The organism is Mastigocoleus sp. MO_188.B34 (assembly GCF_030065675.1).
Taxonomy (GTDB): domain Bacteria; phylum Cyanobacteriota; class Cyanobacteriia; order Cyanobacteriales; family Nostocaceae; genus Mastigocoleus.
In genome coordinates, this window is the sequence record NZ_JASJDK010000180.1 from 1 (window position 1) to 12,083 (window position 12,083).

Annotated in this window: 15 protein-coding genes; 5 read left to right on the forward strand and 10 right to left on the reverse strand. The window is 34.3% G+C overall.

Features of this window, described 5'->3' with window-relative positions:
* Positions 1–298: 298 nt before the first annotated feature.
* Positions 299–1,180 carry an alpha/beta hydrolase-fold protein gene (locus QNJ50_RS26720; protein WP_300641677.1) on the reverse strand — a complete coding sequence of 294 codons (882 nt, stop codon included), beginning with the start codon at positions 1,178–1,180 and terminating at the stop codon, positions 299–301.
* 420 nt (positions 1,181–1,600) lie between these two features.
* Between QNJ50_RS26720 and QNJ50_RS26725 the strand changes: the two genes are divergently transcribed.
* The 4 genes from QNJ50_RS26725 (at position 1,601) to QNJ50_RS26740 (ending at position 3,600) form a co-directional block, all read left to right on the forward strand.
* Positions 1,601–2,179, forward strand: a complete 579-nt coding sequence (locus tag QNJ50_RS26725) for a pyridoxamine 5'-phosphate oxidase family protein (RefSeq protein WP_300641679.1) — start codon at positions 1,601–1,603, stop codon at positions 2,177–2,179.
* Positions 2,180–2,329: 150 nt separating this feature from the next.
* Positions 2,330–2,614 carry a hypothetical protein gene (locus tag QNJ50_RS26730; protein WP_300641681.1) on the forward strand — a complete coding sequence of 95 codons (285 nt, stop codon included), beginning with the start codon at positions 2,330–2,332 and terminating at the stop codon, positions 2,612–2,614.
* A 185-nt stretch (positions 2,615–2,799) separates the two neighbouring features.
* A complete protein-coding gene (locus tag QNJ50_RS26735; protein WP_300641683.1) occupies positions 2,800–3,162 on the forward strand; it encodes a LapA family protein in 363 nt (120 codons plus the stop codon).
* 27 nt (positions 3,163–3,189) lie between these two features.
* A complete protein-coding gene (locus QNJ50_RS26740) occupies positions 3,190–3,600 on the forward strand; it encodes a hypothetical protein (protein ID WP_300641685.1) in 411 nt (136 codons plus the stop codon).
* A 49-nt stretch (positions 3,601–3,649) separates the two neighbouring features.
* On the opposite strand, the gene QNJ50_RS26745 is transcribed toward QNJ50_RS26740, so the two are convergent.
* Together QNJ50_RS26745 and QNJ50_RS26750 are read right to left on the reverse strand one after the other, a co-directional pair.
* The gene (locus QNJ50_RS26745) at positions 3,650–4,567 is read right to left on the reverse strand and encodes a DUF1186 domain-containing protein (protein ID WP_300641687.1); all 918 of its coding nucleotides are present in this window, start codon (positions 4,565–4,567) and stop codon (positions 3,650–3,652) included.
* A gap of 150 nt (positions 4,568–4,717) precedes the next feature.
* Positions 4,718–5,710 carry an RpoD/SigA family RNA polymerase sigma factor gene (locus QNJ50_RS26750; RefSeq protein WP_300641688.1) on the reverse strand — a complete coding sequence of 331 codons (993 nt, stop codon included), beginning with the start codon at positions 5,708–5,710 and terminating at the stop codon, positions 4,718–4,720.
* 428 nt (positions 5,711–6,138) lie between these two features.
* Between QNJ50_RS26750 and QNJ50_RS26755 the strand changes: the two genes are divergently transcribed.
* The gene (locus QNJ50_RS26755; RefSeq protein ID WP_300641689.1) at positions 6,139–6,804 is read left to right on the forward strand and encodes a hypothetical protein; all 666 of its coding nucleotides are present in this window, start codon (positions 6,139–6,141) and stop codon (positions 6,802–6,804) included.
* Between the two features lie 247 nt (positions 6,805–7,051).
* Here QNJ50_RS26755 and QNJ50_RS26760 read toward each other — a convergent pair whose 3' ends face one another.
* The 7 genes from QNJ50_RS26760 to QNJ50_RS26790 all read right to left on the reverse strand — a co-directional run bounded on the left by QNJ50_RS26760 (position 7,052) and on the right by QNJ50_RS26790 (position 11,701).
* Positions 7,052–7,264: a hypothetical protein gene (locus QNJ50_RS26760; RefSeq protein ID WP_300641690.1), complete on the reverse strand. Its 213-nt coding sequence runs from the start codon at positions 7,262–7,264 to the stop codon at positions 7,052–7,054.
* Positions 7,265–7,492, reverse strand: a complete 228-nt coding sequence (locus QNJ50_RS26765) for a hypothetical protein (protein ID WP_300641692.1) — start codon at positions 7,490–7,492, stop codon at positions 7,265–7,267. It lies immediately after the preceding gene.
* 205 nt (positions 7,493–7,697) lie between these two features.
* On the reverse strand, positions 7,698–8,081 hold the full coding sequence (locus QNJ50_RS26770) for a hypothetical protein (RefSeq protein ID WP_300641694.1): 384 nt from the start codon (positions 8,079–8,081) through the stop codon (positions 7,698–7,700).
* A gap of 90 nt (positions 8,082–8,171) precedes the next feature.
* Positions 8,172–8,303: a hypothetical protein gene (locus tag QNJ50_RS26775; protein WP_300641696.1), complete on the reverse strand. Its 132-nt coding sequence runs from the start codon at positions 8,301–8,303 to the stop codon at positions 8,172–8,174.
* A 391-nt stretch (positions 8,304–8,694) separates the two neighbouring features.
* Positions 8,695–10,323 (reverse strand): IS1634 family transposase, encoded by a 1,629-nt coding sequence (locus tag QNJ50_RS26780; protein ID WP_300641698.1) that lies wholly within the window; start codon positions 10,321–10,323, stop codon positions 8,695–8,697.
* Positions 10,324–10,558: 235 nt separating this feature from the next.
* On the reverse strand, positions 10,559–10,702 hold the full coding sequence (locus QNJ50_RS26785; protein ID WP_300641700.1) for a hypothetical protein: 144 nt from the start codon (positions 10,700–10,702) through the stop codon (positions 10,559–10,561).
* Between the two features lie 51 nt (positions 10,703–10,753).
* Positions 10,754–11,701 carry an ATP-binding protein gene (locus tag QNJ50_RS26790; protein ID WP_300641702.1) on the reverse strand — a complete coding sequence of 316 codons (948 nt, stop codon included), beginning with the start codon at positions 11,699–11,701 and terminating at the stop codon, positions 10,754–10,756.
* Positions 11,702–12,083: the final 382 nt, after the last annotated feature.

Here is a 12,083-nt window from a genome sequence, read left to right on the forward strand (position 1 = left end):
TCCATATTTAGGACATCCGGTAGCATAAGTCTCCCGTTGTGATATCTCTTGACAGTATTGACAAATGAAGTTGTAAACCCTGGTATGGAGAATTCGGTCGTGTGCTTTGACTTTATATTCCCGGACATGAATTTTTTTGCTTGGCATAGTTTTAATAAAAATCCTAAGTGAATAATAATAATGATAATCACTTAAGATTTAACAAACATAAAGAAAAAAATAGGGATAAAATTTTTATTCTGGTAGTAGTGAAGCGTTAAATAAGATTTGAGCTAATTGAGGACTTAACATTAACATTTTAATTATCCAGCTTATAGTATTGCTTGAGAAGCAACCCAAATCTGTAAGCCCAAGCTCGTTCATCATGTCCTCCGATTAAATCTTCATACTTGAATAAGTCTTTACCTAAAACATAGTTATATTTTTGTTGTAATAAGTTCACCATACTCTTACCTAAGCAGGCAGCTTGAGACTCAAACAATAAGTTATGAAAACCATTCAAACGTTGACATCCCCAATCGATCCAAATCTGGGGACGATTATGATTGCTGGGTTCTAAAAACCGATCCAATTGAGAGATTAATGATGTTTGTTGTAGTTGAAGTACACCACCAGCCCAAAATGATGGTGAAAGGGCTCCAACCTTACCAAAATATTCGCCATAAACACACCCTGTATGAAAAGCTGCCAATCCGCCATGAGATGAACCAACAATTGCTGTGTGATGATTACTCTTTAATGTATTGTAAGAACAATCGATAAAGTTCTTAAGACGAACCAGATAACTCCCATAATCAAAGAGTCCTCCTCCTTCTCGCTTAAAAGGAGCCGAGAACTCTTTAACATGTAAGTACTCATGGGATCGATTTAAAGGATGAATTGCTACAACGATAATTGGTTGAATTTCTTGTTTTTGATATAGTTTACTAAGGGTTTTAGGAACTTCCCAAGAATAAGGACTTAATCCATCTGGCCAAAAAGTAGTATTGCCATCGTTCATATACACTACGGGATAACCATAACCATCAGCACTGTAATTACGTGGCAAAAATACATGTATTTTTCGCGGCATATCACGATCATGCTCTATAACTAAAGCATCATATGTATGAAAATAACCACTGTCATCACCTTCATCGTGATACCAGGCAAGTTGACCGTTCAAATAAAATGGATTCATGATTGAAAATGTAACCAGTGTATAAAAAATATATGTAAATCTTCATTTTTTATAATTCCAAATCCAATACATGTCATTATTTATTTGTACGCAAGTTTTGCCAAGCTGCCTATTGCTATGTGATTGCTGCCGTAATTTCCTGGCTTGCCTTAATGCACAGCTATAGTTAGACTGTTGCAGATACAATTGTGAATTTAGGCTGGGGAACTGGTGCCCCTTGGGCTATTGGCTATCTTTTAATGGCGATTCTCTTTTTCTATGTCCATTGGCAAAAAAGAGGTAAGCCTTGATGGCACTGATTATTATAACTACTGCAAACTACTCTCTTATCAACTTGATTAATAACAATCGCTTACAGTAAATTTGTACACATAGGAATTCACATAAAATGTAAGTGAAAGTTTAAAAATTAACAGTTCTATGGAAGTTGCTAATCCTGATAATGCTTGGATTCAAACTGTTGAATCAACTAATGCAGAAATTATCCAACAAGCACGAAGAATTATTACAGGTAATATTTATTGCACACTTTCTACTTGTTCTCTTGATTCTGTGCCCTGGGTATCTCCTGTATTTTTTGCTTTTGATAGTAATTTAAACATTTATTGGAGTTCTGCAATTAAATCCCAGCACTCACAAAATCTGTATGAGAATTCTGGACGTGTAGCAATTGCAATTTTTGACTCAAGTCCACCTGAAGGTACTGCTGAAGGATTATATTTTTCAGGTTATGCCAATGAATTAGAAAACCCAAATCGGGTAAAAGAAACACTAAAACTTTTATCAGCACGGGCAAGAAAAAAAATTGAACGCACAGAAAAAGATTATTTAGATGATTCACCCAGGCGCATTTATCACTTTCAACCACAATCTGTTTGGGTCACAGGTGAGCGCTTACCTGTTGGCAATCAACTTGTAGATACTAAGGTTTCTTTTAGTTTACTTGATTTGATACCCTTAAATGCACCCCCAGCCATAACATCAGTTGAGTTGGGGTGAGTAATCTTTCACCTCAACTTTTCACCAGCACCCGTTTCTCAGTTTTCTCGGATAACTCTTAGTCGATTCTCAGTTACCCATCACTACCGCTTCAGTTTCATTCCCGACATTAGTAATCTTGTTCTAGATATTGAAGAGCTAAAAAAACCAATGCCGTCTTCTCGATTAGGAAAATATTTGCATACACTAGAAAGACTTCCAGCCATTACTGATGCCACAACTGTTGGCGAAATCATTGAAGCATCAGGTTTACCGATCTATGAGCCTGTTATTGAATTCCACTGTAAATATGCAGGTTTTGTTCAACCTTACGGTCGAGTAAAATTCATCTGGGGTCTATTCCATGAATTTCCTCATGATTACTCATTTTTTAAACCTAATCAACCTCACTGCAATCAAAACCTTCAGGTTATTTCTGGAAATGAAAATACATAGTTTTCACTTTTAATATTCATATACCTATAAGGTATAGATCCATCTATTGGATTAGCCAATTTTGTCTGTACCAAATACCATCATTGGAGAGTTTTGCTAAATTGATAGTATCCGGATATAGCCCTGGAGTGACAGTTTCAGGTAAAAGCTTCAACAAAGCCTAAATTAATTACTAATTAAGTACTATGTTTCTATTCAGACAATTAAACTTTGTTATTATTTTTGCTCTTGCTTTGGTTGTAGCCTTATTTGCAATACAGAATAGTGAGCCAGCAATTATTACAATTCTTCCTGATGTTGAGCTGAAAGCACCAATTGTAGTAGAGTTCTTGCTAGCAGTTGGCCTGGGCGCTGTTTTAGTGTGGTTGTTCAGTGTCTGGACACGATTACAACAAAATCTAATTTCCTACCAAAAAGTTCGCCAAAAAGATCTTGAAATCAAAGAACTAAAGGACAAGATAGAAAATTATCAGCAGGAAGTTCAATCCTTAAAACTTGCCTTACCACCAACACCTGAAGAACCTACAGATTTGCAAAAAATTCCGTAACAAAGCACAAAGATAAGTAGAGGCGCAGTGGCTAACGATTGCGTTACAGTCAAAGAATCAATGATGGAATGGTCAGTAGATAGTACTTTGGATAAAAGGTTTGTAACTGTGCCAGACCTTTTACCCCATAAAATTATCACAGCGATGGATAATCCTCCTGGTTCATTTTTATTAGATCCTTACAGGGATTATCGTTTTTCTTCCATCAGCCTACCAGAAATACTCGACAATCTTCATAAGGCAATATATGACCGTCGTCAAATCAATCGTCAAGAAGTTCTTGAACGTCTACACTTGAAGCAGTGGGAAGAATGGGCTTGTGGCGCATTACAATCTGCAGAGAATAAAGACGTACTTCTAGTTACACTTTTGAAATTAGAAGATTTGTGTTCTTATGCACTAAGGGAAGGCAAAGACATATTAATTTTTGGTGATTGATCCACATTTTGAGTGACCACAAACCACCAGAAGTGACCCACAACCAATATTATTTTTTCTTTGCTCGATTTTTTCGACGAGATTCTTTCTGCATTTTTTTCTTTTTCTTCACTTTACTTTTAGAAGTCTTTTTACCTGACCTGGAAAAACCTTCTATTCCTGTCAAACTATTGTTCAATTTCTTCGGCTGATTCTCCTCAAAACAAGCCCAATATCCGATTTCCGATATCGTATCTTCAATCAAGGAATAACGCTCATCTTCACGAAGCTCATTCAAATTTGCTTCTGAACCTGCTTGGAGATTATCATTAAATTCATCCCGTCCAAAAAAGAATGGTTCGATTAAATCCTCATCAAAAGCTCGCTCAATATACTCCTTAAGTTCTTTAGGACAAAGTATAGAACTGTTAATTACTAACTCTGTCCAAAATACATATTCCCCTTCCCATTCAAGGTCAGTTTTAGAATCTTTAGTTGCAAACACAGTTAAGAAAAGTTTCTCAAAGTATTCTATAACTTCTTCCAGAGGAATAATTTCTTGAACTACCAAAATAACTAAAGTTCTAATAGCAGCACTTCTGGTAAATTGGTCAACTTCTTGCTTTTCTATCAGTTGTTTGATCGGTTCAATATTTCCATCACTTACAGAAGCTAGTATTTTGTCTAAATCCTCAGTTACTACATCTCCTGTTACTTCTAATGGCAGTTCTCCCGGTACTGAGAAAAAATCAATTATGAGAGGATAAGCCTTTGGTTCTCTAAATTGTGCTAGTAAAAATAAAGCATAAATATGTAAAAAATAGTCAGGTTTATTAAATAAATCCTCCAACTTATTTTTACATTCTGATAGAGTATCTAACAAAAAAGGAGTAATTTCTTCCTTTGATTCAATAGCTCTTTCTAAAGCTTCACGAGGAAATTTTCCAGTATTATTTTCTAATCCTGATAAAATCTCTTTTACTTCCATATTCCAAAAATTCCTTTGACGAGAATACAAACAACAGTTTGATAATACCTCCTGTGTCTACCCCTTTTATAAATACTTATTTAGAACAATATTGGTTTTAAAATCAAATTAATCTCCCAATATACATCTGGATAGTTCGGGGAGCAAATATTAATTATGCAGATAGCTGCTGATTTTATACTTGTACTTTCTCAACTTAGTCATAGCGCGTTGTTGTATTTGTCGTATCCGCTCGCGACTCAATCCTAAACGCTCTCCGATTTGGGATAAAGTTAGTTCATTTCCATCAATTAAACCAAAGCGCAGAGTTATAATTTCCTGTTCTTGAGGAGTTAGCTCCGACAGAAGTTTCTTAATATTTTCACGCAGAAGCTCTGCTTCAACATAAGACTCACTGCTGACGCCTTCGCATTTAAGCATATCTTTGAGTTCAGTATCTTTCTCCTCACCAATTCGCATGTCTAAAGATCTTGGTTTACGAATTAGTCTGAAACATTCTCGAATCTGTTCTGGTGACACAGATAAAGCTTGAGCGATTTGTGCGATATTTGGTGCGTAACCCAGTTCCTGAGACAACTCTGCTTGAGCACGCTTGATTTTGTTGAGTTTCTCAGTCATGTGAACTGGTAAACGTACAGTGCGTGCTTTTTCTGCTATTCCCCTTGTAATACCTTGACGAATCCACCAGTAAGCATAAGTTGAAAATTTATAACCCTTGGTTGGATCAAATTTCTCTACGCCTCGTTCTAAACCTAGAGAACCTTCCTGGATCAAATCCAGAAATTCCATATCGCGTTCTTGGTATTTCTTGGCAACATGCACTACCAACCTTAAATTACTCTCCATCATTTTTCGCTTTGCAATCCGACCTTGTTGGAGTTGCTTTGATAGCAATTCTTTACTGATTTGAGTTTTGCTAGCCCATTCATCGATTGTTGGCTCACGGTCTAATTGCACCTTCAGTTTTTCTTTAGTTTCAAGCAAGACAAGCATCTGCTGAATTTTCTTGCCGTATTGAATTTCTTGTTCAGCATTTAAGATTGGAAATCGTCCGATCTCGCGAAGAAAAGTTCCAACAATATCACGGGAAGACTTAGAGTTTTTCTGTTGTTCGTTATTACTTTTAACCTTTGTTACATTCATTTAAATTTCCTCCGTCAACACCCTTATTAATAAGTAAATTAAAGTTATAAAAATTCCATAATAAACAAATATCTTAAAAGTAAGTCATAAAATTTTTCGGTTAAATGATTTATCACAATACCATAAATTAAACATTCTTGTATTTGTTGAGAGTAACAGTACCAAATTCTTGCCAAATAAAGGTTATTCCCAATGATGTAATTCAGAGGGCAACACTACATATTGGATTCTATCTATGGTTATATTGCAAAAATAGAATGAAAATGTAGCTAGAAAAAATTAATCATATGAGCCGTCGTATTCCCAACAAAAAGTTAAACCATCAGGTCAATAAGACCCTTGCCTAATTCACATTTATTACAACCAGTCCTATAATTATTAAATTATTTCTTGAGAGGCGAAATATGTTGTTTTCTGCAATTGGAGTTTTGGCTGGTAATATCACTCAACAAGATGACAAGCTATTTATTTCTATACAAGATAAAGAATATCCTTTGTTTTACAGCAAGTATGACTCCAAAAAAATAAATCAATACCTTACAAGTAATTCCTCTACACAACAGCGTATCTCTGTTTACCCAAAAATATCACACTCTAATAAAAAAGATAAAGTACATACTATAAAGTTTCGTTTGCTGAAATTTGAGCCAGAAATATCTAATACTGTTACCAAAGGTATTTTACAAACGTTTGAACCCAATGAGTTTAAAATTTTTGGCTTATGGCAATTTCTTCAACAATGTCAAACTCCTGTTATTTCTGTTTATAGAAATTTTGATCAATACCGCTTCAAAGAATTAGAAAAACTCGAACCAAAACAACAGGCTAAACGCATTGCTCCTTCTCATTTACCTGTAATGTGGGAAAATCCACCTGTCCAACCAGTCAAATTAAACTCTAAACAACAACATCCATATTTTGTACAAGTAAAAGCTAAATTTAATCCGACAACAGATATGTTTGAGTTTGATACTTTGTTATCTGAGCCAACCAAGGAATGTCCAGAATATTTTAAGCCTAACTATAAAAAAACAAAGTCTAAGGAAGAATCTAAAACTAATCATGCAGAAGGTTCCATTTCCACTGCTGCATAATTATTTTTGAATGCATAAATAAATAATTAACAGCAAAAAATGACCCCAGATTATTAAAAGTCTGGGGTTAATTCTATTTTTTCACACATCAAAAAATTTAATTTCCAGGACATCCTCTTCTGGTTGCCAGTCTCAACACTTTATCCTGGAAGCACTTCAGCATTTTTTTACTTTGTTTAGTTGCCACTTGTTTTAAATAAGATCCAAAGTTTTTTGTATCTGTCAAAAATCGAACTATTGTTGTAACTTAACCAAAATGCCAGTCTTTATACAGGGAAAGATTAGTCTTGGGAATACCTCTATCTACTGCAGTTGCGAGAGCATCTACAGCATCAGCCAAATTCATATCTCCTGTTTTACTTGCTTCTTCGCACAAGGCGTTCCATTGAGGTTCACTTTGTAAACCTTCTAACTGTTGGAGGACTTCTGCTAATTGCGATTCAAATTCTTGATTATCCATTTATGCCTCAAAATCAAATATGCCTTGGACGCCATGTATATCCAGTTTTTCTGGATCGACCAAATTCTGTTTTATCTTTTCCAGCCTATTTTCTGCACCTTCAAAAGTTTTGTAGAGTTTTGCGTTTTCCATACCTTTCTGTGGCTTATTTTGTTTACCCCAATACCACAAATCATTACCATCAAACCAAAATGCTCCGTAAAAATATTTTTCTGTATCTGCATCCATAATTTTAAGATTTTCAATTCAAAACTGTATTTCCGTAAGCATTGTTGTAACGCTTACAAATTTGAGATTTTTCCAAATCTCTACTAACCACAAGCATCTGTGCCGCTATTTCGTCTAGCGTCTGGTCTATAGAAAAAAGTAACGGCCTTTTGTTTCTCTATAATCACTTCTACGATAACGGTCTTTTGGTTACTCATTTGCTACCTCAAAGATATTCATGGATTCTTACAAACGCAAGCATTCCCTTGTGATGTGTAATCCCAGCGTCGAAAACAATAGAGCCGTCGTTAGCGTGACATTGGATCAATTTTTGAACTTCTTCTGGATGTAGCCACACAGAAAATCCGTCTTTTTCTCTTGCTTCTAGGTTTTCGCGTTTGGGAGGAATCACAACTTCTAGATCACTTATAGAGACTTCAGCTTTATATCTCTCGGGCAATTCTTCAGCAAGATTTATTTCTTTACCGGTCTTCTGGTCAACCAATGCAAACTCAAAATTAGTCTCTCGACTACTGTTTTTGACCTCGTAGTCAACTATTTTTGCTTTGAAAGTCGCTTCACTGGGAGTTTTTTTGTTGTATTCAAACATTTATCTACGTCAATTAAATAGTAAATGGTTCACAAAATATGTTGATGAACGCGGTATGTTCATCAACGGGTAAAAGAAACTGATTTGGAGTTAAGAAATTGCTTTGAGTAGTTCTAGCTGGCTAAGAAAATTGCCTTCTTCTTTCCATTTAGAAAATTCTCGGATAGCTTCGATATGAGTAAAATTTCCTGTACCGTCAGCTTTATCTACTTTTGTATTCATGACTCTCAAAGCCTCGAAACGCGTCAAGGGTGCATCTTTCCAGAGGTCTTGAGAGTGGAAATAATGCACATTATGTTTTGTCCTTTCTTGGCTTCTTGAACTATCATTCCGCACCCTAGCTGTCACACAAGAATTTTTACTGATTATTATTTGTATTACAAGAATCAAAAAATACTTTTATTGCTTGCGTAGTAATATTATTTACTTGTCTTGGATGAAATTTGCATTCTCAACAATTTGCAATAAATTTTTAATAGGTAAAACTTTATGATTATTCTTGGAATATTCGTAATTCACTTATATTTCATAAATAAAAAGCTACGATAATTTGTGACTATTACTTTTAATTAATAGCCTATTTTACAAATAAATTATTTTTTAAAAAACTCAATCAACATTTATAATAGTAGCGACAATTATCTGGCAAAAAACTCAAAATATATTCTCTCTCAGGAGTCAAGTTGGAAATTGATATTTCATTATTTAGTTGAACTAAATGTACAGATTGAAAGCGCTGAAATATCCATCGCATACTCGGATTTTGTATAGCTTTACCAAGCTGGTTTTTAATAGTGGATTTAGATGCTGATAAAGCTTTTCTTATTTGTCTTTGAGCTAAAGTATATACTAATAAACATAATCCCATTATCATTGCCATAGCTTGAATTCTTTCCGGAGATTTAAGAAAAATACTATCTGCAAAAAATAAAGGATCTTTGAGAAAACCAAACCCTCGTTCACAACTTTGCTGTGCTTTATATTCAGAAAGCATTTCATCATTGCTAAGAGATTTTTCATCTAAAATATTTGTTGCTAGTATGAATCTTCCTGCACTGTTATAAGCTATCTTAATGGCATTTATATTCTCAGAAAATGAAGCATTTATTTTATAAAAAGTATTTTGATCTTTTTTATGTTTTGATTGAGTTTCTAAGTATTCTACGTTATCAATTTGATGATATTTTAACTTTTTATTCAAATTTCCGACTGATTGAACAGCTTCTTGATAAGATTTGAATTTTGAATTCAGTAGTTTTTTTAGCTTATTTGATGCATTAATTTTTGATTTAGATATTCTTTTTTCTAATTGCAGTAAATCAGACCTTTTGCGTTCAGAGCTTTCAACAACTAGCCATCGTTGTTCAATTCCACCATAATTTACTTTTTTAGAACAATAGTAATATCCTGGTAAAGAACTAGTAATAAAATCAGATGTTAATAATGTTGATACTAGTTCTTTTGCAGTTCCTATAGTTAGAGGTACTCTGCATAACCATTTCATCCCAGACAATAAATTTATATTTTTCGCATTATATAAAGCTGCGTCTGCAACCATTAAGCTATCATCATTTTTGATTTTTTCTTTATACTTTAAAAATATTTTCGCAAAACTAGAAGAGTCTGATTGATTTCCAGATGCTGTTTCAAAAAATATTGGGATATCTCCATCGCTAGATGATATTAAGTCTATAATAAACTGTTTTAAGTCAGGTCTGTGGTCACGAGAATAACCATATTTAATCTCAATAGCTTGTGGTGACTTTATCTCATTCCCTAATAAATTATTCTGAATGATTACATCTGGTAGTCTAGTATTGTACTCACCATGTAAATGTATTGAACTTGAATCCAAATGTGATGATTCCAAACTTATTTTAAATTTTTTCATCACATTTATACTAATAGCTAAAAATATCTCCGTTAACCCTTTAATAAATAACTTATCCATAACTCTACCTAATTTATCATCATTTAAATACTCCGCTTTTACTCCTTCCCCTATTAAATGTTCACACGCTTTATCTTCAAAAAACTCTGGAAACATATATAAAGGACTGCTTATGAAACCTAGTCCATTTAATATCATTGCCTTTACTACATGTCCTGGACTTATTTTTTCTCCTGACTCTTGTCCACAGTATTCATTAACAATTTCTACCAAATCTATGGAATCTATAATTCCTGCAACTATGCCCAAGTGGTCTATATTTTTAATTTCAACTTCTTTAAGATTAGACATCAAAACAGACGAGAATAACATCTGTTAAAATTTTCACATTCTATTTATCCAAAAACTTATTTGTAACAAAAATTTCCTTTCATTACACCATAAATACTCTAATCCTGTTACTTTTTTCGATATAGGTGCATGGCAAGTATTTACTTGATTTAATGAGATTATTTATTATTAAGCTTGAAAACAATACTTAATTTCATAGTTCATATATACCATCAACTATTTCATTGTGTAGTACCTATGAACTTGTGACAGCTAGGGTGCGGAATGTGGGGCAGATAGTTTCATGACGACGATATCGACCAAAGTAATGGCTGATACTCTCTCCTTCGTAAGGCTCAAGATACCAGGGTGGATATTGAACAGTTTCTTTTGGCTCCATAAGTTACATTTCAATCCCTCAAGGGCTTAAATAAAAAAACAATAAGTGACTTTAGCTTTTTCTCTTAAATTTAACTTTTGGCTCTTTGCGTCTACCAAAACGTCTGGTCAAGTTATATTGATTTAGTTCAAACTGTGGCTCATCTATCTTTAGTATCGCAATCTTACGAAGTAAATCATACAAAGGTTCAATTAAACCTCCAGATTTGATTCGTAAGTAAGAAACTACACTATCAATTTGCGTAAGATTTAATCGATTATTTTCTGGAAGGAATTTTTCTTCCCAGTCATCCACAACCTCAATTATTTCTGATTCGTTTAAATTAGGAAATTCGTATGACTCTAAAAATGAGTCATGAACGCGCACATACCGAAGACTTTTTCGCTCAAGAATATTATTGCTCAAATAGTAAGTCCCAACCAAGATAACAGGTATTCGCTGTTTTCTGAAAACATCAATTAGCTCGTTAAATGATTCTAATCTTAGGTAGTCTGCATTACCAATTATTAATATTTTGACACCATATCCTTTAAGATTTCCCCACGTCCGTGCTCGCAAATCTCTTAGTGTTCCAACATAAGCAAGTGGATGACCAATTTCTTCCAAGATAGAACAATACAAATCTGTGGGACCACCATGCTGATCTACTTCAGCGTAAATGACGCTTGCTGGAACTTGTAACAACGTTCCTCTTCGTTTTACATATTGTGTTCTGTACAGTTGACAAGCTTTTAATAAACCAGAGCCAGTAGCAGATGTAACATAACCACAGAGTTTTGCATCACGCTGGTCATCAAGCCAATCAAACAATTCTGTATCGCGGTCTAAAGGAAAGTAAGTGTTAGCCTTACCAATCCGCTCAACCTCAACCTGAATTTCTGGAGTTCGACGTAACTTAGAAGGTGATTGTAAACCTCCAAAGTTACTTTCATGGTTAACTCCTCTATCAAAAGGTTCTTTCCATTCGTGATTAGTATGAGCTAAATTGGTTTCCGACATCGCACTCACCACTTATCTTTCATAAACTGGTTCCAATCTTTTGCGCCGACTTTAGGTCTTCGTCTACTTAAGGTACTTTTTTGCTTCGTTGTACTATTGACTTTTTTATTATTCTGCTGAACTTGCCGCTTATTTAATGAATTCTTCGAATCATCCTTTGCTATTGAATCTACAACGTTTTCTGAAACAGTATGCTCAGCAGATGTTAAGTTTTCTTGCGATTTTGGTGTTTTCGATTGTGTTACATTTTCCGGAAATAACTCGGTTAATTTTGATTGATTAGACTTAACCTCATGTTTTTGTTGAGCTTTTTTACGGTGTTGTTTGCGTCTAGATTTACGAGTTTTTTCAACATCCTCGAATATAGATAGTCGCTAATTCA